The sequence below is a fragment of the Anaeromyxobacter terrae genome (assembly GCF_022690685.1).
Classification (GTDB): Bacteria; Myxococcota; Myxococcia; order Myxococcales; family Anaeromyxobacteraceae; genus Anaeromyxobacter; species Anaeromyxobacter terrae.
In genome coordinates this window covers 13,259-35,838 of sequence record NZ_JALCYY010000044.1, presented here as the reverse complement: position 1 = coordinate 35,838, position 22,580 = coordinate 13,259, and the positions used below count along the sequence as shown (strand labels likewise).

Annotated in this window: 20 protein-coding genes; 15 read left to right on the top strand and 5 right to left on the bottom strand. The window is 73.8% G+C overall.

All coding sequences use genetic code 11. The annotated features are described in order from the left end of the window. Positions 1–11 precede the first annotated feature (11 nt). Positions 12–833, bottom strand: coding sequence for an SDR family oxidoreductase (locus MNY62_RS18160; RefSeq protein WP_242345607.1), 822 nt, complete (start codon positions 831–833; stop codon positions 12–14). Between the two features lie 592 nt (positions 834–1,425). Here MNY62_RS18160 and MNY62_RS18155 point away from each other — a divergent pair. The 14 genes from MNY62_RS18155 to MNY62_RS18090 all read left to right on the top strand — a co-directional run bounded on the left by MNY62_RS18155 (position 1,426) and on the right by MNY62_RS18090 (position 16,946). Further along, positions 1,426–1,863 (top strand): division/cell wall cluster transcriptional repressor MraZ, encoded by a 438-nt coding sequence (locus tag MNY62_RS18155; RefSeq protein ID WP_242345606.1) that lies wholly within the window; start codon positions 1,426–1,428, stop codon positions 1,861–1,863. 26 nt (positions 1,864–1,889) lie between these two features. Beyond that, positions 1,890–2,192, top strand: coding sequence for an anti-anti-sigma factor (locus tag MNY62_RS18150; protein WP_242339138.1), 303 nt, complete (start codon positions 1,890–1,892; stop codon positions 2,190–2,192). Beyond that, entirely contained in the window at positions 2,189–3,121 is a 933-nt protein-coding gene (gene rsmH / locus MNY62_RS18145; protein ID WP_242345605.1) for a 16S rRNA (cytosine(1402)-N(4))-methyltransferase RsmH, read from the top strand. Before MNY62_RS18150 ends, rsmH begins: the two co-directional genes overlap by 4 nt. Continuing rightward, on the top strand, positions 3,118–3,627 hold the full coding sequence (gene ftsL / locus MNY62_RS18140; RefSeq protein ID WP_242345604.1) for a cell division protein FtsL: 510 nt from the start codon (positions 3,118–3,120) through the stop codon (positions 3,625–3,627). Before rsmH ends, ftsL begins: the two co-directional genes overlap by 4 nt. Before the next feature lie 3 nt (positions 3,628–3,630). Next, the gene (locus tag MNY62_RS18135) at positions 3,631–5,643 is read left to right on the top strand and encodes a penicillin-binding protein (protein ID WP_242345603.1); all 2,013 of its coding nucleotides are present in this window, start codon (positions 3,631–3,633) and stop codon (positions 5,641–5,643) included. 173 nt (positions 5,644–5,816) lie between these two features. Further along, positions 5,817–7,310 carry a UDP-N-acetylmuramoyl-L-alanyl-D-glutamate--2,6-diaminopimelate ligase gene (locus tag MNY62_RS18130; RefSeq protein ID WP_242345602.1) on the top strand — a complete coding sequence of 498 codons (1,494 nt, stop codon included), beginning with the start codon at positions 5,817–5,819 and terminating at the stop codon, positions 7,308–7,310. Beyond that, complete coding sequence (locus MNY62_RS18125; protein ID WP_242345601.1) at positions 7,307–8,692, top strand: UDP-N-acetylmuramoyl-tripeptide--D-alanyl-D-alanine ligase; 1,386 nt, start codon at positions 7,307–7,309, stop codon at positions 8,690–8,692. The genes MNY62_RS18130 and MNY62_RS18125 overlap by 4 nt, the downstream gene beginning before the upstream one ends. Then, complete coding sequence (gene mraY, locus MNY62_RS18120; RefSeq protein WP_242345600.1) at positions 8,693–9,835, top strand: phospho-N-acetylmuramoyl-pentapeptide-transferase; 1,143 nt, start codon at positions 8,693–8,695, stop codon at positions 9,833–9,835. It abuts the gene before it with no gap. 5 nt (positions 9,836–9,840) lie between these two features. Beyond that, the gene (murD, locus tag MNY62_RS18115; RefSeq protein ID WP_242345599.1) at positions 9,841–11,232 is read left to right on the top strand and encodes a UDP-N-acetylmuramoyl-L-alanine--D-glutamate ligase; all 1,392 of its coding nucleotides are present in this window, start codon (positions 9,841–9,843) and stop codon (positions 11,230–11,232) included. Further along, the gene (gene ftsW / locus MNY62_RS18110) at positions 11,229–12,461 is read left to right on the top strand and encodes a putative lipid II flippase FtsW (RefSeq protein ID WP_242345598.1); all 1,233 of its coding nucleotides are present in this window, start codon (positions 11,229–11,231) and stop codon (positions 12,459–12,461) included. The genes murD and ftsW overlap by 4 nt, the downstream gene beginning before the upstream one ends. Further along, a complete protein-coding gene (gene murG, locus MNY62_RS18105) occupies positions 12,458–13,606 on the top strand; it encodes an undecaprenyldiphospho-muramoylpentapeptide beta-N-acetylglucosaminyltransferase (protein WP_242345597.1) in 1,149 nt (382 codons plus the stop codon). Before ftsW ends, murG begins: the two co-directional genes overlap by 4 nt. A gap of 19 nt (positions 13,607–13,625) precedes the next feature. Beyond that, the gene (gene murC / locus MNY62_RS18100; protein WP_242345596.1) at positions 13,626–15,002 is read left to right on the top strand and encodes a UDP-N-acetylmuramate--L-alanine ligase; all 1,377 of its coding nucleotides are present in this window, start codon (positions 13,626–13,628) and stop codon (positions 15,000–15,002) included. A gap of 1 nt (position 15,003) precedes the next feature. Further along, positions 15,004–15,963: a UDP-N-acetylmuramate dehydrogenase gene (murB, locus tag MNY62_RS18095; protein ID WP_242345595.1), complete on the top strand. Its 960-nt coding sequence runs from the start codon at positions 15,004–15,006 to the stop codon at positions 15,961–15,963. A 56-nt stretch (positions 15,964–16,019) separates the two neighbouring features. After that, positions 16,020–16,946, top strand: coding sequence for a D-alanine--D-alanine ligase (locus MNY62_RS18090; protein WP_242345594.1), 927 nt, complete (start codon positions 16,020–16,022; stop codon positions 16,944–16,946). On the opposite strand, the gene MNY62_RS18085 is transcribed toward MNY62_RS18090, so the two are convergent. Beyond that, positions 16,936–17,817 carry a hypothetical protein gene (locus MNY62_RS18085; RefSeq protein WP_242345593.1) on the bottom strand — a complete coding sequence of 294 codons (882 nt, stop codon included), beginning with the start codon at positions 17,815–17,817 and terminating at the stop codon, positions 16,936–16,938. The genes MNY62_RS18090 and MNY62_RS18085 overlap by 11 nt on opposite strands. Before the next feature lie 187 nt (positions 17,818–18,004). Between MNY62_RS18085 and MNY62_RS18080 the strand changes: the two genes are divergently transcribed. Continuing rightward, on the top strand, positions 18,005–18,349 hold the full coding sequence (locus MNY62_RS18080) for a cupredoxin domain-containing protein (protein ID WP_242345592.1): 345 nt from the start codon (positions 18,005–18,007) through the stop codon (positions 18,347–18,349). Here the strand turns inward: MNY62_RS18080 and MNY62_RS18075 are convergent. The 3 genes from MNY62_RS18075 to MNY62_RS25580 form a co-directional block, all read right to left on the bottom strand. Continuing rightward, positions 18,333–19,214 (bottom strand): gamma-glutamylcyclotransferase, encoded by an 882-nt coding sequence (locus tag MNY62_RS18075; protein ID WP_242345617.1) that lies wholly within the window; start codon positions 19,212–19,214, stop codon positions 18,333–18,335. The two genes, MNY62_RS18080 and MNY62_RS18075, sit on opposite strands and share 17 nt — an antisense overlap. A gap of 522 nt (positions 19,215–19,736) precedes the next feature. Beyond that, a complete protein-coding gene (locus tag MNY62_RS18070) occupies positions 19,737–19,988 on the bottom strand; it encodes a hypothetical protein (protein ID WP_242345591.1) in 252 nt (83 codons plus the stop codon). Positions 19,989–20,132: 144 nt separating this feature from the next. Beyond that, on the bottom strand, positions 20,133–22,472 hold the full coding sequence (locus tag MNY62_RS25580; RefSeq protein ID WP_279426693.1) for a multicopper oxidase domain-containing protein: 2,340 nt from the start codon (positions 22,470–22,472) through the stop codon (positions 20,133–20,135). Between the last annotated feature and the right edge of the window lie 108 nt (positions 22,473–22,580).

Here is a 22,580-nt window from a genome sequence, read left to right as displayed (position 1 = left end):
ACCCCGACCGCTCAGTCGAGGAACAGGTCCGGCATGAGCTCCTCGCCGGGCTTCACCGCGTAGCGCGCGAGGTCGGTGACGCCCTCCTCGCGCAGCACGTCCTCATCGATGAAGAAGTTGCCGGTGCAGCTCCGGCTCCCGCGCTTCAGGATCGCGACCGCCGCGTCGGCGACGATCTCGGGCGTGCGGCCGTGCCTCGCGGTCTCCTCGCCGCCGAGCAGGTTCAGCGCCGCGGTGGCGATGACGGTGCGCGGCCAGAGCGCGTTCACCGCGATCCCCTTGTCGCGCAGCTCCTCGGCCATCCCGAGCACGCACAGGCTCATGCCGTACTTCGCCATCGTGTAGGCGACGTGCGGCGCGAACCAGCGCGGGTTCAGCGAGAGCGGCGGCGAGAGGTTCAGGATGTGCGGGTTCGCGCTCTTCTCGAGGAGCGGGATGCACGCCTGAGAGCAGGCGAAGGTCCCGCGCGCGTTCACCTGGTGCATGAGGTCGTAGCGCTTCATCGGCGTCTCGACGGTGCCGGCGAGGAAGATCGCGCTCGCGTTGTTCACGAGCACGTCGATCCCCCCGAACCGCTCCGCCGCCGCCTTCACCGCCGTCGCGATCTCCGCCTCGTCGCGGATGTCGCAGTGGACCGCGAGCGCCTTGCCGCCGGCGGCCTCGATCTCGCGGGCGGTCTCCTGGATGGTCCCGGGCAGCTTGGGGTTCGGGACGCTCGACTTCGCCGCCACCACCACGTTGGCGCCCTCGCGCGCCGCGGCGATCCCGATCGCCTTGCCGATGCCCCGGCTCGCGCCGGTGATGAAGAGCGTCTTCCCTTTGAGTGAAGGCATGGCGACCTCGCGCTGGGGTGGTCGGGCAGGATGACGGAGGGACCCGGCGGGGAGCAATGGGACGGACGGGGCGGGGCGAAGGAACGAGACGCCCGACCCCCGACCCCCGACCCCCGACCCCCAACTCCCGACCCCCGACTCCCGACCCCCGACTCCCGACCCCCGACCCCGACCCCCGACCCCGACCCCGACCCCGACCCCGACCCCGACCCCGACCCCGACCTCGACCTCGACTGCGACCCCCGCCTCGACCCCCGATCGGCCCCTGACGAGCCGCCGGCGACCCCCGCTCGAGCCTCCCGGCTGATCCAGATCGGCCCCTGCCGAGCCCCCTCGCACCGCCTTCCCACTCCCGCTCGGGCAGCCTCCCGAGCAAGCCTTCGGGCGACCCCACGGGACCCAGGCGCCTGCCGGTCGCGTGTGCGCGAACACCTACACCCACCGGCCGTGATCCCGCGCTGAACGCATTGCCAGGCCGTGAAACGGCTGATCCGGGCGCCCGTTGACTTCGCCGGCCGTTGTCCGTAGATCGGGACCATTCAGTGGGAAAAAGTGGCAAGCAGCGGATCAGAGCGGCAGGATCGGCCAGCCCGTGTTCTTCGGAACCTTCAACCACGCGATCGACGCGAAGGGGCGAACGAGCCTCCCGGTGAAGTTCCGCGAGGCGCTGGCCGCGGCGGGCGAGCCGCGGATCGTGCTCATGCAGTACCCGCACTGGCGGGCGGTGCAGGCGCTCCCGCAGTCGGTCTGGAACGAGCTCGTGAAGAAGGTGATGGACGCCTCCCCGCTCGACGCGAGGACGCAGCGGAGCGTCCTCAAGTTCGTGTCCTCCGCGCACGAGGTGGACCTCGACGCGAACGGCCGCGTCCTCGTCCCGCCGGCGCTGCGCGAGTGGGCGGGGCTGCAGAAGGACGTCGTCTGGGTGGGGATGGGTCGGACCATCCACCTCTACGACAAGGCCGCCTACGAGGCGCAGGTGGCCGAGGAGATCCCGAGCGACCAGGTGGTCGACTTCTTCGGGAAGGTCTAGCGGGCGCAGGGAGAAGGAGGCGGGCGATGTTCGAGGCGAGGCACCAGGACGACGTGACGATCATCCGCGGCGTGGACGAGCTCACGAAGGACGAGCTGTCGGCGATCGCCGCGATCGCGCGGCGCGCGCGCGACGACGGGCGCCGCGTGGTCATCGACCTCAAGAACGTGACGCACCTCCACTACGCGGGCGCGGCGCTCCTCAAGGCGATCCCCGGGCTGCGCGCGGCGGGGGCGAGCCGTTACGTCCGTGATCTCGTCCACGCCGGCGGCGCGGGCGGACACCTCGAGCTGTTCGAGGACGTGGAGGCGGCCTTCCGGGCGGCGTGAGCGGGGAATTCGTCCATGCTTCGGTACTCGCGAGAGAGGTCGTCGAGATCCTGCGCCCCGAGCCGGGCAAGCTCCTGCTCGACGGGACGCTCGGCGGCGGCGGCCACTCGGAGCTCCTGCTCGAGCGGGGTGCGCGCGTGATCGGCCTCGACAAGGACCCGCGCGCCCTCGCCGCCGCCTCCGCGCGCCTCGCGCGCTGGGGCGAGGCGTTCCGCGCGGTGCGCGCCGACTTCCGCGACGCGAAGAACGTGCTCTCCGCGCTCGGGCTCGCGGGCGTCGACGGCGCCCTCGTGGACCTCGGCGTCTCGTCCCCCCAGCTCGACCAGGCGGAGCGCGGCTTCTCGTTCTCGCGCCCCGGCCCGCTCGACATGCGCATGGGCGACGAGGGCGAGCGGCTCGAGGACCTGCTCCGGCGCATCGACGAGCGCGAGCTCGCGCGCATCCTCCGCGAGTACGGCGAGGAGCCGTTCGCGCGGCCCATCGCGCGCGCGGTGAAGCGCGCGGTGGAGACGGACGAGAAGCTCGACACGGCGCGCCTCGCCGACATCGTCTCGAAGGCGATCCCGCGCAAGGCCTGGCCGCGGCGCATCCACCCCGCCACCCGCACCTTCCAGGCGCTCCGCATCGCCGTCAACGACGAGCTCGGCGCGCTCGCGGCGTGGCTCGACGGCCTGCCCGCGATGATCAACCTCGGCGGCCGGGCGGCGGCGATCTCGTTCCACTCGCTGGAGGACCGGATGGTCAAGGAGCGCTTCCGCGCGCTCACCCAGGCCTGCACCTGCCCGCCCGATCTGCCCGTGTGCGCCTGCGGCGCGCGCGCGTCGTTCGCGGCCGTGACGCGCAAGGCGATCGTGCCGGCCGAGGACGAGGTCGCGGCGAACGCCCGCGCCCGGAGCGCGAAGCTGCGCGCGGTGGAGAAGATCCGGTGAGGCGCGCCCCCGCACGCCGCCGCGCCGCGGCCCGTCCCCGCGCCGCGGTGCGCGCGAGCACGCTGCCCATCGCCACCGGGGCGATCGCGGCGCTCCTCGTCGTCGTCCTGGGCGTGTTCCACATCTGGTCCCGCACGCGCGTGGTCGCGGCGGGATACCGGCTCGGCGCGCTGCAGGCCGAGCACACGAAGCTCACCTCCGAGCACGACCGCCTCCGCATCGAGGTGGAGACCCTCCGCGCGCCGCGCGCGCTCGAGGAGTTCGCTCGGAACAAGCTGGGAATGGCTCCGCCGGACTCGGGTCCGGTGTGGGCGGCAGGCCCGCGCTCCGCTTCGGCGGGCGCGGGCGGGGCGGGCGTGGACGGTGTGGATCACCGATCCGGGCCGGCGGAGCCATCCCTCTCCACGAAGGCTGGGCGGGCGGCGGCGGGGCCCGCGGCGGACTCCGAGCGCGTCGCGCTCCGGGGCCCGCTGCGGGCAGGCCGCTCCATGCCGCGCGAGAGGTAGCCTTTGCGCCCGGGGCCCGATCCGCGCGCGACCCGCTGGATCGCCGTCCGGATCGGCGCGCTGGCCGTCCTCCTCGCCGCCGGCTTCGCGATCGTCGCCGGCCGCGCGTTCCAGCTCCAGGTGCTGCGCCGCGACGCGCTCGTCGAGGAGATGGTCGACCAGTACCGGCGTCAGCTCGTGCTGAAGCCGCGCCGGGGCGTCATCACCGACCGCTCGGGCGTGCTCCTCGCGGGCAGCGCCGACGCGCGGTCGGTCTTCGCGGATCCGGTGGTCCTCGAGAAGGAGGACGGCCGCGGAGAGGCGCTCAGGAAGGTCTGCCAGGCGCTGAAGCTCGACCTGGGCGCCGCCCGCAGGAAGCTCGGCAAGGGCAGCCGCTTCGTCTGGATCGCGCGGAGGATCTCGCCCGCGCAGGCGGCGCAGGTCGAGGCGATCCTGAAGGCGAGCCGCGTGCGCGGCCTGGCGCTCGTCCCGGAGACGCGCCGCTACTACCCGAAGCTCGAGCTCGCGAGCCAGGTCCTCGGGCTCGTCGGCGACGACGGCGAGGGGCTCGAGGGGGTCGAGCTCGGGCTCGACGAGGTGCTGCGCGGCGAGCCTGCGAAGGTGCCGTCGCTCCGCGACGGGGCGGGGAAGACCGTCCTCGGGGAGGCGCCCACGGCCGGGCAGGCCCGCGAGGGCGCGCGCGTCGAGCTCGCGCTCGACCAGGGCATCCAGCTCTCGGCGGAGCGCGCGCTCGGTGCGGCGGTGAAGCGCTCGCGCGCGCTCTCCGGCATGGCGGTCGCGCTCGACCCGCGCACGGGCGAGGTGCTCGCCATGGCGAGCTTCCCCCCGTACAACCCGAACGCGCCGAAGCGCGGCGCGGAGCTCCGCAACCGCGCCGTCACCGACTCCTTCGAGCCCGGCTCGACGGTGAAGACCTTCACCATCGCCGGCGCCCTCGCGCAGGGCGCGCTCCGCCCGCTCGACCCCATCGACTGCGGCAACGGCCGCTACGCCATCGGCGCGCACGTCATCCACGATCACGAGGCGCTCGGCTGGGCGGGCGCGTCGAAGATCCTGGCGGTGAGCTCGAACATCGGCGCCGCCAAGATCGGCGCGCGCCTCGGGCGCGCCGGGCTCCACGAGTCGCTCGCCGCGTTCGGCCTGGGCGAGAAGACCGGCGTCGGCCTCCCCGGCGAGATCCGCGGGCAGCTCCCGCCGCCCCGCTCCGAGGTGGCGCTCGCGACCCAGAGCTTCGGCCACGGCCTCACCGCGAACGCGCTCCAGATCACCACGGCCATGGCGGCGATCGCGAACGGCGGCAAGCTCATGCGCCCCATCGCCGTGCGCCGGGTCGTCGATCCGGCGACCGGCGAGGTGCTCCAGGCGGCGGCGCCGGAGGTGGTCCGGCAGGCCGTCCCGCCGGACGTCGCGGAGACGATGACGCGCTTCCTCGTGGGGGTGGTGGAGGATCCGAAGGGGACCGGGAAGCGCGCGCGGCTCGCCGGGTGGCGGGTCGCCGGCAAGACCGGCACCGCGCGCAAGGTGGATCCGGTCTCCGGCGGCTACGCCTCCGACCGGCACTTCAGCTCCTTCGTCGGGTTCGCGCCCGCCGAGGCGCCGCGGGTGGTGGTGGGCGTCTTCCTGGACGAGCCGAAGGGCGACGTGCACGGCGGCGAGGTGGCCGCGCCCGCCTTCCGCGAGATCGTGGAGGACGTCATGAGGCTCATGGGCGTGCCCGCGACCGGCCCCGAGGCGGAGCGGCTCGCGCTCGCCGCCGCTGCCCCCGTCGAGGAGGAGCCGGAGGGCCCGCCCCCCGTCGAGCTCGCGGCGCGCGCGGCCGCCCCCGTCGACGGCGCGAGCGTCGCCGTGCCCTCGCTCGCCGGCCTGCCTGCGCGCTCGGCGATCCGCTCGCTCGAGCGGGCAGACCTCGCCCCGGAGCTCGACGGCTCGGGGCGGGTCGTGCAGCAGTGGCCGGCGGCGGGCAAGGTGGTCGAGCGCGGGACGCGGGTGCGGATGCGGCTCGCGCCCACCGGGTGACCTGGCGCCCCCCCGGACGGAAGTCCTGCGGGCGGGCACTAGCGCCGGGGCCCGTTGCTGTAAGATGTGCCGCGCCGCGCCGTGGCGTGTCCCCGGTGACACGCCGGCGCGTAACCGGGCGAGCGCACAGAGGAAGAGATTCCGGAGGGCGGCTTGCATTCCGGTGCGGTGAGATGAAGCTCTCGGCAGTCATCCAGGGGACGGGCGCGCGGGGCGACGTGGCGGGCGATCCCGAGATCGTCCGCGTCACGGGGGACTCGCGCGAGGTCGTCCCGGGCGCGGTGTTCTTCGCCCTCCCCGGCGCGGTGTACGACGGCCACGACTTCGCCGCGCAGGCGGCGGCCCGGGGCGCGGTGGCGGTCGTCGCCGAGCATCCGGTGGGGTGCGCTCCGGCCGCGCTCCTCCTCGCCCCGTCCTCGCGCCGCGCGATGGCCATCGCCGCCGCGAGCTTCCACGGCCGGCCGGCCGACGCGCTCCGCGTCGCGGGCGTCACCGGCACGAACGGCAAGACGACGGTCACCTACCTCGTCGAGGCGTGCGCGCGCGCGGCGGACCTGCCCATCGGCGTGCTCGGCACGGTCACGCAGCGCTTCCCGGGCGTCGAGCGGGCGGCGACGCACACGACGCCCGAGTCGACGGCGATCCAGGCGGTGCTCGCGGAGATGCGCGACGCCGGCGCGCGGGCGGTGGTGCTCGAGGTCTCGTCGCACGCGCTCTCGCAGGAGCGCGTGGCCGGGATGCGCTTCGCGGCGGCCGGCTTCACGAACCTCACCCGCGATCACCTCGACTACCACGGCGACATGGAGTCCTACTTCGCCGCGAAGCGCCGGCTCTTCACGGAGCACCTCGCGCCCGACGGCGTGGCCGTGGTGAACGCCCGCGATCGCTACGGCGCCAGGCTCGCCGACCAGCTCGGCCCGGGGCGGCGCGTCTGGCGGTACGGCACGCGCGCCGACGACGCCCTCCGCGCCGAGGACGTCGCGATGGGGCTCGCCGGCATCCGCGCGACCTTCGCGACCCCGCAGGGCTCCATCGCGATCCGCTCCCCGCTCGTCGGCGCGCACAACCTCGAGAACCTCCTCTGCGCGGCCGGGCTCGCGCTCGGGATCGGCCTCGCGCCGGACGCGATCGCGCGCGGGCTCTCCGCCTCCCCCGGCGCGCCCGGGCGGCTCGAGCGGATCGACGGCCGCGGCGTCTCGGCGTTCGTCGACTACGCCCACACCGACGACGCGCTCGCGCGCGCGATCGAGGCGCTCCGCGCCACGGGTCCCCGCCGGCTCCTCTGCGTCTTCGGCTGCGGCGGCGACCGCGATCGCGGCAAGCGCCCGCTCATGGGCGAGGTCGCCGCCCGCGGGGCCGACCTCGTCATCCTCACGAGCGACAACCCGCGCACCGAGGAGCCGGACGCGATCATCGCGGACGTGCTGCCCGGCCTCGAGCGGGCGGGCGCGGCGCGGCTCACGGCCGCGGCGGCGCAGGACGGCGGGCGCGGCTTCCTCGTCGAGCCCGACCGGCGCGCGGCCATCGCGCTCGCCGTCTCGCTCGCGCGCCCGGGCGACGCCGTGCTCATCGCCGGCAAGGGCCACGAGGACTACCAGATCGTCGGCACGACCCGGCACCCCTTCTCAGATCGCGAGGAGGCCCAGAGGGCCCTCGGAACAGCATGACCGTCCCCCGCTTCTCCTCCGAAGAGCTCGCCGCCGCGACCGGCGGGCGCTGGATCGGCGCACCGCCCGCGGAGGTCGCCGGCGTCTCGACCGACACCCGCACGATCGCGCCGGGGGCGCTGTTCGTCGCCCTCGTGGGCGAGCGCTTCGACGCGCACGGCTACCTGGCCGAGGCCGCCGCCAGGGGCGCCGTCGCCGCGGTCGTCGCGGACGGGCGCGCGCCCGCCGGCGCGCCGCTGCCGCTCCTCTCCGTCCCGGACACCCTCCCCGCGCTCGGCGCGATCGCGCGACACCACCGGCGGCGCTTCCACATCCCGGTCGTCGGCGTCACCGGGTCGAACGGCAAGACCACGACCCGCGAGATGATCGCGGCGATCCTCGGGACGCGCGGCCCGGCCCTGAAGACCGAGGGCAACCTCAACAACGAGGTCGGCGTCCCGCTCACGCTCCTCGGCCTCGGGCCCGAGCACCGCTCGGCGGTCGTCGAGATGGGGATGAACCACCCCGGCGAGATCGCGCGCCTCGCCGCCATCGCCGAGCCGTACGTGGGGGTCGTGACGCTCGCCGCGCCCGCCCACCTCGAGGGGCTCGGCACGGTGGACGCGGTCGCCGACGCGAAGGCCGAGCTGTACCGGGGGCTCCCGGAGACCGGCATCGTCATCGCGAACGCCGACGATCCGCGCATGCTGCGCCGCGCCCAGGCGAGCGGTCACCGCATGCTCACCTTCGCCGCCGCGGCGGGCCGGCGCGGCGACGTCGTGGTGCTCGAGATCGCCTCGCAGGGCGACGACGGGCTCCGCTTCGTCCTCGGCATCGGCAACCGCGAGGTGGCGGTGCACATCCCGGCGCTGGTGGGCGCGCACAACGCCGCGAACGCGGCGGCGGCGGCCGCGGCGGGCGTCGCGCTCGGCTGCAGCGATCGCGAGATCGCCCAGGGGCTCGCGGCGGTCCGGCCGGTGGGGCGCCGCCTGCGCCTCGATCGCCTCCCCTCGGGCCTCCGGCTCGTCGACGACTGCTACAACGCGAACCCCTCCTCGATGTCCGCGGCGCTCCGCACGCTCGTCGACCTCGCCCGGCCAGACGCCCGGCCGGTGGCGGTGCTCGGCGACATGCTCGAGCTCGGCGCGTTCGAGGAGGAGGCCCACCGCGCGCTCGGCGCCGAGGCCGCCCGCGCGGGCGTCTCGCTCCTCGCCGCGTTCGGGCCCCGCGCGCGCAGCACCGCCGAGGCGGCGCGCGCCGCCGGGCTCGAGACCTTCCACACCGACGACATGGACGCGCTCGTCCGCTGGGCCCGGACCGCGCTCGCGCCGTCGATGGACGTCCTCCTCGTCAAGGGCAGCCGCGGCATGAAGCTCGAGCGGCTCGTCGAGGCCCTCCGCTAGATGCTCTACCACCTCCTCTATCCGCTCTCCGGGCAGTTCGGGCTCTTCAACGTCCTGCGCTACCCGTCCTTCCGCATCGTCGCGGCGGGCCTCGTCTCCCTCCTCATCGGGCTCCTCTTCGGGCCGTTCTTCATCGAGCGGATGCGCGTGCTCCAGTACGGGCACTCGAACGTCCGCGAGGACACGCCGGAGCGGCACAAGAAGAAGGCGGGCACGCCGTCGATGGGCGGCGCGCTCATCCTCTTCGCCGTCACCGTGTCGACGCTCCTCTTCGCCGACCTCTCGAACCGGCTCGTCTGGGCGGCGCTCCTCGTGACGCTCGGCTACGGCGTCATCGGCTTCTGGGACGACTGGCTCAAGATCTCGAAGAAGAACTCGAAGGGGCTCGCCGGGAAGAAGAAGCTCGTCTTCCAGGTGCTCGTGGTCCTGGCCGTGTACTACGGGTTCCTCACCGACGGGCAGCTGCGCCGGGTCGACGGGTTCCCGTTCTTCACGGTGGGCAGCCTCGTGGACCTGCACCTCACGCTGCCCTTCGTGCCGACGCACCTGTTCGCGCCGTCGCTCGGCTGGCTCTACCTGCCGTTCATGATCTTCGTCGTGGTCGCCACGTCGAACGCGGTGAACCTCACCGACGGGCTCGACGGCCTCGCCATCGGCCCGACGATCGTCTCCTCGATGACGTTCCTCGCGCTCTCCTACGTGGCCGGCGCGACCATCGCCGGCTTCAGCCTCGCCGAGTACCTGCGCATCGCCTACATCCCGGGGGCCGAGGAGCTCGGCGTCTTCTGCTCGGCCATCTTCGGCGCGGGCATCGCCTTCCTCTGGTACAACACGTACCCCGCGTCGGTGTTCATGGGCGACGTCGGCTCGCTCGCGCTCGGCGGCGGGCTCGGCATGCTCGCCGTGCTCACCAAGAACGAGGTGGCGAGCGCCATCCTCCACGGCGTGTTCCTTGCCGAGACGGTCAGCGTCATCCTGCAGGTCTGGTCGTTCCGGACCACCGGCAAGCGCATCTTCCGCATGGCGCCCATCCACCATCACTACGAGCTCCAGGGCTGGGCCGAGCCGAAGATCATCGTCCGCTTCTGGATCATGTCGATCATGCTCGCCCTCGTGGCGCTCATGTCGCTCAAGCTGAGGTAGCGGCCTTGAGCACCCCCGACCTCCAGGGCAAGCGCGTCACCGTCGTGGGCCTCGCGAAGAGCGGCGTCGCGGCGGCGCGCCTCTGCGCGCGCGAGGGCGCGCGCGTCACCGTCACCGACCGGCGCGGCCCGGAGCAGCTCGCCGCCCCGCTCGCCGCGCTCGCCGGCGCCAGCGTGCGCCGCGCGCTCGGCGGACACGATCCCGCCGACTTCGAGCGGGCCGACCTCGTCGTCGTCTCGCCCGGCGTCCCCATGGCGATCCCGGAGCTCCGCGCGGCCCGCGCGGCGGGCGTCCCGGTGTGGGGGGAGGCCGAGCTCGCCGCCCACTTCCTTCCCGGGGTGCCGATCGTGGCGATCACGGGGACGAACGGAAAGAGCACGACGACCGCGCTCGCCGGAGCGCTCTTCGCGCGCCACCGGCCGACGTTCACCGGCGGGAACCTCGGCACGCCGCTCTGCGAGCACGTCCTCCAGGGCGGGGGCGCGGAGGTCGTGGTCCTCGAGCTCTCCTCCTTCCAGATCGAGGGGCTCCTCTCGCTCCGGCCGCGCGTCGCCGCCATCCTGAACGTCACCCCGGATCACCTCGACCGCTACCGCGACGTGGAGGACTACGCCGCCGCGAAGGCGAGGCTCTTCGCGCTCCAGCAGGCGGGCGACCACGCCGTCGCGAACGCCCGCGACCCGCGCGCGCTCGCCATGGCCGAGGCCTCCCGAGCGACCCTGCACACCTTCGGCTTCGGGCCCCCCGTGCCGGACGGCGCGCGCGATCCCGGCGGCGAGCCCGGCGCGGGCGGCGCGACCGAGGTGTGGGTCCGGCGCGGCGGCGGCGCGCCGGAGCGTTACCGCCTCGCCAACCGGGCGCTCCGCGGCCGGCACAACCGCGAGAACGCGATGGCCGCCGTGCTCTGCGCGCGGCTCCTCGGCGTGCCGGGCGACGCGGTGCAGGCCGGGCTCGAGGCCTTCCCCGGCCTGCCGCACCGGCTCGAGCTCGTCTCCGAGCGGGGCGGGGTCGAGTGGGTGAACGACTCCAAGGCGACCAACGTCGACTCGACCTTCGTCGGCCTCTCCGCCTTTCCCGCCGGGACGCCGCGCGTCGTGCTCGTCATGGGCGGGCGCGGCAAGGGGGCTCCGTACGCACCGCTCCGCCCGCTCTTCCCCGGCCGCGTGAAGGCGCTCCTCACGGTCGGCGAGGACGCGCCCGCCGTCGAGCGCGAGCTCGGCGACCTCTGCCCCACCGAGGCCTGCGGGACCCTCGCCGGCGCGGTGCGTCGTGCCGCGGTCCTCGCCCGTCCGGGGGACGCGGTCCTCCTCTCCCCGGCCTGCGCGAGCTACGATCAGTTCCGCAACTACGAGGAGCGTGGCGACGCGTTCCGCAGCCACGTCGCGGAGCTGGCATGAGCCGAGCCGAGGAGACGTCCGCGCCGCGCTCCGGGGCCCCGATCGACGGGATCCTCCTCGGCGCGCTGCTCGCCCTCACCGCGCTCGGCGCGGTGATGGTGTACTCGGCGAGCGCGATCCCGGCGTCGCAGAGCGCGCGGCTCGGGCACGACGAGTTCTACTACCTGAAGCGGCAGCTCCTCGCGGCGAGCGTGGGCGTCGGCCTGCTCGTGCTCGCGCTCCGCCTCGGCGCCCGCCGGATCTCGGCGCTCGCCTACCCGCTCCTCGGCCTCACCTTCTTCACCCTCCTCCTCGTCCCGGTGCTCGGGAAGACCGCGGGCGGCGCCCAGCGCTGGATCCCCCTCGGACCGCTGCAGTTTCAGCCCGCCGAGGCGGCGAAGGTGGCGCTCGTCCTCTACCTCGCGCGCTCGCTCGCGCGGAAGCAGGAGAAGGTCCGGATCTTCTCCATCGGGCTCCTCCCCCACCTCATCGTGACGGGCGCGCTCGTCGCCCTCTGCCTGTGGCAGAGCGACATGGGGACGGGCGTCATCCTCTTCCTCGTCCTCTTCGCGATGCTCTTCGCGGCGGGCGCGCGCGTCTCGTATCTCCTCGGCGCCGGGCTGCTCGCGCTGCCCGTCGCCTGGCACCTCGTGAAGTCGACGCCGTACCGGTACGAGCGCGTCATGGCGTTCCTCGATCCGGAGCGCTACCGCTACGGACCGGGCTTCCAGCTCTGGGAGTCGCTCCTCGGCACCGCGCACGGCGGCTGGCTCGGCCAGGGGCTCGGCCAGGGCAAGGGCAAGCTCTTCTACCTGCCGGCGGCGCACACCGACTTCATCGCGGCGGTGATCGCGGAGGAGGCGGGGCTGCTCGGGATCCTGCTGCTCGTCTCGCTGTACGCGGTCGTCGTCTGGCGCGGCGTGCGCGCCGCGCTGAACGCGTCCGAGCCGTTCGGCTGCTACGCGGCGCTCGGCGTGACCTCGCTCGTCGGGGCGCAGGCGCTCGTGAACCTGGCGGTGGTGTTCGGCCTCTTGCCGACGAAGGGGCTCACCCTGCCCTTCGTCTCCTACGGCGGTTCCTCGCTCATGACGCTCCTCGGCGCCGCGGGCGTCCTGCTCGCCGTGAGCGCCGAGCGCGGCGGGTTCCTGCGCCGCGCGCCCTCGGCGGTGATGGTCCGGACGGGCGGCGAGCGGTCGCGGGCGGGCGAGGACGTACGGCTCGACACGGGTGCGGAAGGGACGACGCCATGAGGATGCTCATCGCCGGCGGCGGCACCGGGGGCCACGTCTTCCCCGGCATCGCGCTCGCGGAGGAGGTGGTCGGGCGTCACCCGGTGAACGACGTCGTCTTCGTCGGCACCGAGCGCGGGCTCGAGGCGAAGGTCGTGCCGGCGGCGGGCTTCCCGATCGAGCTCATCGACGTGAAGGGGCTGAAGGGCAAGGGGCTCCTCTCGCTCCTCGTGAACCTGCTCCTCATCCCGCGCGCGCTCCTCCAGTCCTACCGGATCCTGCGCAAGTGGCGGCCGGACGTGGTGATCGGGGTGGGCGGCTACGCGAGCGGGCCGGTCGTGCTCATGGCCGCGCTGCTCAGGATCCCGACCGCGGTCCAGGAGCAGAACGCCATCGCCGGGTTCACGAACCGGGTGCTCGGGCGGTTCGTCGAGGCGGCGTTCACCGCCTTCCCCGAGGCGGCGCGGCACTTCCCCGGCCGCAAGGTCTACCAGCTCGGGAACCCCATCCGCCGCAAGCTCATGGAGAACTACATGCGGCCGGAGGTCGAGCACGACCGGCCGCGGCTCCTCGTCTTCGGCGGGTCGCAGGGCGCGCACGCGCTCAACATGCGCGTGGTCGAGGCGCTGCCCCACCTCGCCGATCTCCGCGACGGGCTCCGCATCACGCACCAGACCGGCGCGCGGGACCGCGAGCAGGTCGAGAGGGGGTACCGCGCCTGCGGCTTCGAGCCGGACGTGCGCGAGTTCATCCACGACATGAGCGCGGCCTACGCGGGGGCCGATCTCGTCGTCTGCCGGGCCGGCGCGACGACGCTCGCCGAGCTCACCGTCTGCAAGAAGCCGGCGATCCTCGTCCCCTTCCCCGCCGCGGCCGACAACCACCAGGTGCTGAACGCGCGGAGCCTCGTGGACGCCGGCGCGGCGGTCATGATCGAGGAGCGCGACCTCACCGGCGAGCTGCTCGCCGCGGAGATCCGCTCCATCCTCACCCACCCGGAGCGGCGCGAGCGGATGGTCCGCGCCGCCGGCCGGCTCGGCAGCCCGCAGGCGGCGAAGGAGATCGCCGACGTGTGCGCGGAGCTCGTCCGCCGCCGCTGGGGCTCGCCCGCCGGCCAGGAGCGCGCTCCCGGGCACGGCCCCGTCCGCCCCACCGACCTCGCCTGACCGCCGGGAAGCCCACACGATGAGCCTCTTCCGTTCCAGACCCGCCAAGATCCACTTCGTCGGCATCGGCGGCATCGGCATGAGCGGCATCGCCGAGGTGCTGCTCAACCTCGGCTACGCCGTCTCCGGCTCGGACCTGAAGGAGTCCGAGATCACCCGCCGGCTCGCCGGGCTCGGCGGCCGGATCGAGCGCGGCCACGCGGCGCAGCACGTCGAGCAGGTCGACGTGGTCGTCACCTCCTCGGCGGTCCGCCGGGACAACCCGGAGGTCGTCGAGGCGCGCCGCCGCAAGATCCCGATCATCCCGCGCGCGGAGATGCTCGCCGAGCTCATGCGGCTCAAGTACGGGGTCGCCATCGCCGGCTCGCACGGGAAGACCACGACCACCTCGCTCGCAGCGCACCTCCTCGCCCAGGCCGGCCTCGACCCGACCGCGGTGGTGGGCGGCAAGGTGAACACGTTCGGCTCGAACGCGAAGCTCGGCCGGGGCGACTACATGGTCGTCGAGGCGGACGAGTCGGACGGCTCGTTCCTCCACATCCCGCCGACGATCGCGATCGTCACGAACATCGACCCCGAGCACCTCGACCACTGGAAGACCGAGGAGGCGCTGCGGCGGGGCTTCCTCGACTTCGTGAACCGCGTGCCGTTCTACGGCCGCGCCATCCTCTGCATCGACCACCCCACGGTGCAGTCGCTCCTGCCGGAGGTGGAGAGCCGCTACGTCACCTACGGCGAGAGCCACCAGGCCGACTACCGCGCCGAGGCGATCGAGGTCTCCGGCCACGCGGTCCGCTTCGACGCCTTCCGGCGCGAGGAGCCGCTCGGCCGGTTCGAGGTGCGGCTCGTCGGCCGCCACAACGCGCTCAACGCGCTCGCGGTCGTCGCGCTCGCCGACGAGATGGGCGTGCCGCCCGACGTGACCCGCGCGGCGCTCGCCTCGTTCGGCGGCGTGCAGCGCCGCTTCACGGTCCGCGGCGAGGCGGGCGGCGTGACGGTGGTGGACGACTACGGCCACCACCCGGCGGAGGTGAAGGCGACCCTGCTCGGCGCGCGCGAGGCGTTCCGCCGGCGGGTGGTGTGCCTGTTCCAGCCGCACCGCTACACGCGCACGCGCGATCTGCTCCCCGAGTTCGCGACCGCCTTCAACGACGCGGACGTGCTCGTGCTCACCGACATCTACGCGGCGGGCGAGGAGCCCATCCCCGGCGCGACCTCCCAGGCGCTCTCCGAGGCGATCCGGGCCTGCGGCCACCGCGACGTCACGCTCGCGCCCCGGGCCGAGCTCGCCCGCGCGGCGCGCGAGCGGGTGCGGCCCGGCGACATCGTGCTCACCCTCGGCGCCGGCGACATCACCGCGGTCGGCCCCGAGCTGCTCGCGCTGCTCGAGGGCTAGCGTGCCGGGCGCGATCCTGGGGCCAGGCGCTGGCGACTGGCGCGCGGAGATCGCGCGGCGGGTGCGCGGCGAGCTCGTGCCCGACGCGCCCCTCGCGCCGCGCACGGCGGTGCGGGTCGGCGGCCCCGCGGATCTCCTCGTCCGCCCGGCGGATCCCGACGCGCTCGCGGCGCTGCTCCGCGCGGTGCGCGAGCTGGGCGTGCCGCTCACGATCCTGGGCGGCGGCGCGAACACCCTCGTCGCCGACGCGGGCGTGCGGGGCGTCGTCCTCCGGCTCCCGCAGGGGTTCGGGGAGGAGCGCCGGGAGGGCTCCCGGCTCGTGCTCGGCGCGGGCGCGCCCACCACCCGGCTCTGGATCCAGGCCCACGCGGCCGGGCTCGTCGGGGTGGAGTTCGTGGCGGGCATCCCCGGCACGCTCGGCGGCGCGGTGGCGATGAACGCCGGGACGAAGCTCGGCGAGATGAAGGACGTCGTCACCGAGGTCGAGCTCGCGACGGCCGACGGCGCGGGGTTCGTCCCCGCCGCGGCGCTCGGCTTCGCCTACCGCACCTGCCTCGTCCCCGCGGGCGCCGTGGTCACGCGGCTCGCGGTGACCCTGCGGCCGGGCGATGTCGTCGAGAGCGCGCGCATCATGCAGGAGGACCGCGACCGGCGCCGGCGGACGCAGCCGCTCGACCGTCCCACCTTCGGCTCGACCTTCACGAACCCTCCCGGCGACTTCGCCGGCCGGCTCATCGAGGCCGTCGGCCTCAAGGGGTACCGTGTCGGGAATGCCACGTGGTCGGACGTCCACGCGAACTTCATCTCCAACCTCGGCGGGGCGACCGCGCACGACGTCCTCGCGCTCGTGGCGCTCGCGCGGCGGAAGGTGATGGAACGGTTCGGGATCGCGCTCGAGACGGAGGTCCGGCTCATGGGCGAGTTCCTTGCAGAGGAGCTCGCGGGGCTGGGCGCGGACTAGAGTCGCAGGTCGGGTATCCAGGTCGAGATCGCTGGCTGACGGATCAGGAGACGGACATGGGCAAGTGGACGGGCAAGAAGGTCGCGGTGCTGTACGGCGGTCGCTCCTCGGAGCGCGAGGTCTCGCTCCGCACCGGCGCCGCCTGCGCCGACGCGCTCCGCGCGAAGGGCCACGACGTCGCGCTCGTGGACGTCGACACCGAGCTCGCCGCGCGGCTGCGCGAGCTCCGGATCGACGTCGCCTTCGTCGCGCTGCACGGCCGCTGGGGCGAGGACGGCTGCGTGCAGGGGCTCCTCGAGTGCATGGAGATCCCGTACACCGGCTCCGGCGTCACGGCCTCGGCGATGGGCATGGACAAGACGGTCTCGAAGGCCATCTTCAAGGCGCTCGGCCTCGACGTCATCGAGTACCGCGCGTTCCCGCCCGAGCGCGCGGCCGAGATCCGCGCAGCGGACCTCCCCTTCGGCGTGCCCTGCGTCGTGAAGCCCGCCGGCGAGGGCTCCTCGGTGGGCGTGCAGATCGTGAAGGACGCGGCCCGGCTCGTCGAGGCGTGCCGCGAGGCGGCGCGCTACAAGGGCGACGTCATCGTCGAGCGGTACGTGAAGGGCACCGAGGTGAACGTGGCGGTGCTCGACGGCAAGGCGCTCGGCGCGATCGAGATCGCCCCCGCGAACGAGTTCTACGACTACGCCGCCAAGTACACCGCGGGGACCACGAAGTACTACTACCCCGCGCGCATCCCCGAAGCGCACGTGGCGCGCGTGATGGCGGCGGCGGGGGTGGCCCACCGCGGCCTCGGCTGCAGCGGCGTGAGCCGCGTGGACTTCATCGTGGCGGCGGACGGGACGCCGTTCATCCTCGAGGTGAACACCCTCCCCGGCATGACGGCGACCTCGCTCGTCCCGAAGATCGCCGCCGGCCTGGGCCTCGCGTTCCCCGACCTGTGCGAGCGCATCCTCGACGGCGCCGCGCTCAAGGCGTAGACGGCCCAGGCGCCGACCGCGCCCGGAGCAGCGCCGGGACCTCGAAGCGCCAGACGTAGCCGACGCGCAGCTCGAGCGGCGGCGCGTCGGCGGAGGCCCCGGCGTTGAACGCCGCCTTCAGCTCGCCGCCTGGCACCGGCACGATCGCGCCGAGCCCGATCACGCTCGGGCGATCCGCGAACCGCCAGCCGGCGTAGCCGCGCCAGTCGAGCTCCACCGCCGCGCCCGACGGAGCGGTCGCGCGCACGGTCGCCCCGTAGGCGAAGGCGTCGTCCTGCTCGTTCTGCCCGAACTGCCAGGACACGAACCCGACCCGTGCGAGCGCGCGCAGCCGCGCCTCGCCGAGCGTGCCCACGTCCTTGCCGGCGAGGAGATCGATCGCGTAGCCCGGCGCGTTCGTGAACCGGCGCGAGGCGAGCCCCTTGCCGCTCGCCGACTTCACGGAGAGTCTGAGCCCGAGCGCAGGCCCGGCGCGCTCGCGGAGGAGGAGGAAGCGTGCGCCGAATCGGGCGTCCCCTGGGGTGCCGTCGGCACGGTTGCGCGCCCCGAGCCGGAGCTGCGTCGCCGCCGTCGTGCGCCAGATCTCGATGGGCGTGCCGTCCACCTCGAGCGCCGCGGTCTCGCGAAACGGCACCGTGAGTCGAAGGTAGGGAGTGACGGCGTGGTCCCGGAGCGCGAGGTCGGAGACCTGCGCCGCCGCCGTGACCTCCACCTCGGCGCGCGTGCCGATCACCGGGTCGACGTTGGGCAGCACCGGGAGTGCGTTGTAGCCCATCAGCCCGGGGACGAGCGGCCAGTCGGGCGAGCCTGGCCAGGCCTCGGCCGCGGCGGACACGACGAGGGAGGCGAGCAGCAGGGACGCGCTCAGCACCACGGCAGACGCTAGGTGCCGCCGCCGCCCGGGCGCGACTCCCCGGTCGCGCCGTCCGGGCCTCCCTCGATGGCCGCGGGCGCACCCGGGCGCCGCCCCCCGATGGTGTCGCGCCAGCCGTCTCCTGCGTGCGAGACTGCGCCGCCGCCGCCCGGAGGACACGGGCCGCGATCCTGGAGGACTCACGATGCGCACCACGACCCTCACCCTCGTCGCGCTGCTCGCCGGCCTCGCCGGCGTGTCCGCCTGCGAGCGCGGCCCGAAGCCCGGCGAGCCGGTGAAGATCACCGTGACGAAGCGCGGCTACGAGCCGTGGAAGGTGCAGGCGAAGAAGGACGTCCCCCTCACCCTCGTGGTCACGCGCACCACCGACGAGACCTGCGCGACCGAGCTCGTGCTGCCCGAGTACGGCATCAACCAGAAGCTGCCGCTGAACGAGCCGGTCACCATCACCTTCACCCCGAAGCGCACCGGCGAGCTCAAGTACGCCTGCGCGATGAACATGTTCCAGGGCGTCATCGAGGTGAGGTGACGGCGTCGTGCGACGGGCCGGTTTCCGGGTATACCTCTCGCCCGCTCTCCGAAGGCCCCCGGTGCGCACGCTCCTCTACGTCGTCTCCATCATCGCGGTGAACGCGGCCTTCGTCGTGTTCCCGCCGGTCCACCCGCCGTGGGGCGGCGTGTTCTCGTTCGCGACGCTGCTCGTGGGCGCGACGTTCATCGTCCGCGACTACGCCCAGCAGGAGATCGGCGGCAAGGTCTGGCTCGCCTCGCTGGCCGGGGCGCTCATCACCGCCGCCTTCAACCCGCGCCTCGCGCTCGTGTCCGGCGGCTCCTTCTTCGCCGCCGAGCTCCTCGACCAGCTCGTGTTCACGAAGGTGCGCGGCTCGTTCCGCGCGCGCGTGCTCTGGTCGCAGCTCGCGGGCGTCGCGCTCGACACGGGCGCGTTCCTCGTGGGCATCGCGTTCGCGCTCGGGATCCCCTGGAGCTGGGCGAGCTACCTGACCATGAGCGCCGGCAAGCTCGCGGCGCTCTCGTACCTCGCCGTCATCCGCCGCCGCTCGGCGCCGCCGAGCGCGGACGCGCTGGCCTGCCGGGGAGCGCGGGTGGCTCCGGTCGATCGGGGGGGCGCCTCTGGGCGTCGCCGCGAGCGCCTCGAGGCGCCGGATCCAGTCCTCGGAGAGGCCGCGCGCCCGGGCGCCGCGGAGCAGCACCTCGAGGTAGGCGGGGGACGGCGGCGCGTCGTTCGCGAGGCGACGGGAGTTGGCGGCGCGGTACGCGATCGCGGGGATGTGCGGCCCGCCCCCGACCGGCGAGAGCTGCACCTCGAACGCCTCGTAGAGCCCGGACACCGCCCCCTCCTTGTGATCGGCGAGGCCGCGCGACGCGCCGGGCATCGGCAGCGCGAGCCCCTCGACGAAGTCGCCGGGGGATCGCGCGAGGCTCGCCACGGCCCCGCCCCACGCACGGGACAGCACGTCGAACGCGAGGCGGTACCCCACGAGCCGCGCGCGCCGGGCGCCCTCGAAGGACGGCACCGCGTAGCCGTGCTCGTGGGCCCACGCGGCGAACGCCTCACCATCGAGCGACGAGCCGTACACGAACCAGACGAAGTCCGCGCCCGCGGTCGCCTCGTGCGCCTTGCCGAAGAGGGGGAGCTTCATGCGCCGGCGATCTATCGTGGAACGCGGCGGCGCGCCCGGGCCCGGGCGTGGCGCGTGGTGCTCTGCTCCACGTGCGCCGGTGCCGCACCTCGTCGCCCTTCGTCCGCACCTGGCGCAGCGGGAGAAGGGGCTGCCGCGGCGCGGTCGAGGGCGGCGCCCCTCGGCTCGGCGGAGCGGCCCTTCACGACGAGTACCCGTGCGTAGCGTAAACTCCCGATCGGCCGATCCGCGGACCCTCGCGCGGCTGCGACTGCGCTACGGCGCCCGGCCGCTCTCGCCCCGCTCGAGCCGATCCTTGAGATCGCGCACGCCCTGGCGGTCGTCGGACCAGAGGAGCCCGAGGTGGATCGTCCGCGGCGGCGCGCCGTCCTCGTCGACCACGTCGTAGAGCGCCTTGAGCCGCCAGCGCTCCTGCTCGCAGGCCTTCTTGATCTCGAACCGCACGTCCTTGCCGGTGCGCCGCAGCGACTCGAGCGCGGCGGCGGCTTCGTCGGGGAGCGACAGCACGGGCGCATGAGAGCATGGAGCGGCGGGCCCGGCCAAGGCCCTCGGCCCGTTCGCCTCCTCGCGCCCGCGCACCCGCCCGAGCGCCCGCTCGGCGATGGCGCCCCGGCCGCTCGTGGCCGGGGCGCCGTCCGCTGCTCCCACGGGTCAGTAGCTCGTGAGCTCCGTGCCCTTCGTGAACGTCCGGATCGCATTCGCGGCGGGCGAAACGAAGTCAGGCCGCATCATCTCGTTGTCCTCGTGGTCGATGATGTGGCAGTGCCAGACGTAGTTGTGCGTGCCGCCGCCCGACGGATCGAAGGCGAAGGTCGAGCTCTGTCCGTCGGTCGGCGACCACCGGACCATGATGCGCGTGACCATGCCCGGCGGCGCCTGGACGGTGTCCTTCCAGCCGCGCTCCTGCGTCGCGGCGGGCGCGGGTGCGGACGACAGGAACCGCGCGACGTCGGGGTTGCCGCCGACCACCGGGACGTTCGCCTTGACCGGGTAGGTCCGGGTGAACGCCTGCGGCTGGTACGTGAGCGGCGGGCCGAAGCCGGGGCAGTAGCCGGTCGCGTCCTTCGGCGTACAGGTCGTCGGGAAGGCCGCGCCGTACGCCGCGGAGTACTTGCCCACGTCGAACCGCTGCCGGTTGAGGATCTGGAACTGCACGAGGTGCAGGTGGATCGGGTGCGCATCGGCGGTGAGGTTCACGATCTCCCAGACCTCGACGGCCCCCTCGTTCGGGACCTCCGAGTATCGGAGCGGATCGTCGTCACGCTCGACGAAGTCGGCGCGCGCCGCGCCCATCGGGCCGGCGCCTGCCCACTTCGTGTTGTTCACGAGGATCTCGAGCGGGCCACCGGGATAGTTGGTGAGGAGGCCGTTGATGGGGTTCACGGCGGCCATCGGCATCCCCATCACCTCGTTGAGCGTGAGCTGGCGGACGAGGTCGGGCTTCACGGCCGGCGTCACGGCGCCCGCCGCGACGAGCCGCTGCATGGGCGGCCGCAGCGCGCCGTCCTTCGCGGGGTCGTAGCTCGCGTCCGCCACCGCCGCGCCGATCCTGAGCTGCAGGATCTGCCCGACCGTCGCGCCGTTGGGCGTGGCGCCGCCGGGATAGGGCGTCTTCGCCGTGTTGCGCAGGAACAACGTCTGGCCGGCGTAGGCCGTGAAGTCGATGATCATCTCGTAGCGCTCGCCCGGCATGATCACGAGCTTCGTCGGGCTCGGCTTCGCCGCGTTGGGATCGATGAGCGCCGGCGCGTCGAGCAGCCCGCCGTCATTGCCGATCACCCATAGCGGCGGCCCGTTCACCTTCGTCGCCGGGTTCGTGAGGAAGAGCTCGTAGGTGCGCGCGTTGGACCCGTTCAGGAAGAGGAAGCGGTACCGCTTCGCCTGGAGGTCGAGGCGCGGCCACACCTTCCCGTTCACCGCGATGACGTCACCCACGAACTCGGGGTTCCAGTACGGGTGCTCGGGGTTGAGCGCCCAGCCCGGGCTCGCCAGCGCCGGGTTGAAGCCGTTCAGCCCGGCGGTGAAGAAGAGCTGACCGTTCGTGTCGAACATGCGGTCCTGGATCACGAGCGGGATCACGTCGGAGACCGGCTGGAGGTTCGGCGCGAGGTTCGCCTCGGGGTCCAGCAGGTAGTACCCGCCCGCGAGGCCGGCGTAGACGTTGAGGCGCGTGGCGCCGAGCGTGTGATCGTGGAACCAGAGCGGGGCACCCTCCTGCACGTTGGGGTACGTGTAGACGGCCTGGCCCGGCGTCACGTCACCCTTGGTGTAGTACTTGGGGCCGAAGAGAGCCGCGCCCTCGCTCGTGAACCACGAGTCCGGAGAGCCGTCCACCTCTGCCGGAACCTCGCCGCCGTGCAGGTGCGCGACCGCGGCGATCGGCCCGCCGTAGTTCCAGGCGCACGGATCGGCCTGGGGTGGGTACATCACCCCGACGCCGTTCACCGTCCAGCTCCCCATCGCCGCCGTCATCATGCAGCCGAGCTCGAGCGGATCGGCCCAGTGCAGCGTCTGGTCGGTGCTCGTCTTGTACGCGAGCACGTTCGTCGACGCTGCGTCGCCGAGCGCGTTCACGTAGGTGACCTCGGTAGGCACCCCGCGCTGGGCGAGGATCACCGGGCCGATGTACGTGTCGAGCGGCAGCGTCGAATCCTTCGTGTAGTCCGGACACGGACCGGCGATGTACGCCCAGGCCCACGTCGCAGGCTTCACGTTCGGTGCGAACGTGCCTGCCGGCAGCGCGTTCACCTTCACCTCGCACATGTGCAGCGTCAGCTGGCCCGGCGCCGGCGTCGTCCCTGGGACGAAGCCGAGGAGCGTGTTGATCGTTCCCCCCTGACCTGCGAGCCGCGGGAGCGCCTCCTTCCACTTCGGGATCGCGCTCCCGGGCAGCATCGTCTGCGTCTGACCGTACCCGGCGCTCGTCCACACCGCCGCCAGCAAGGCCGCGCCGGTGCGGAGCCACCTCTCCACTCGCCTCGTCGTCTTCATGTCCCCCTCCTGCCGACCGTTCGTCGACGCTAGGTGGACGTGCGCAGCGACGTATGCCTCCCGAGGACGCTACGCGGGAACCCCTAGCCCAGGGGTCGAGGTGCCGGC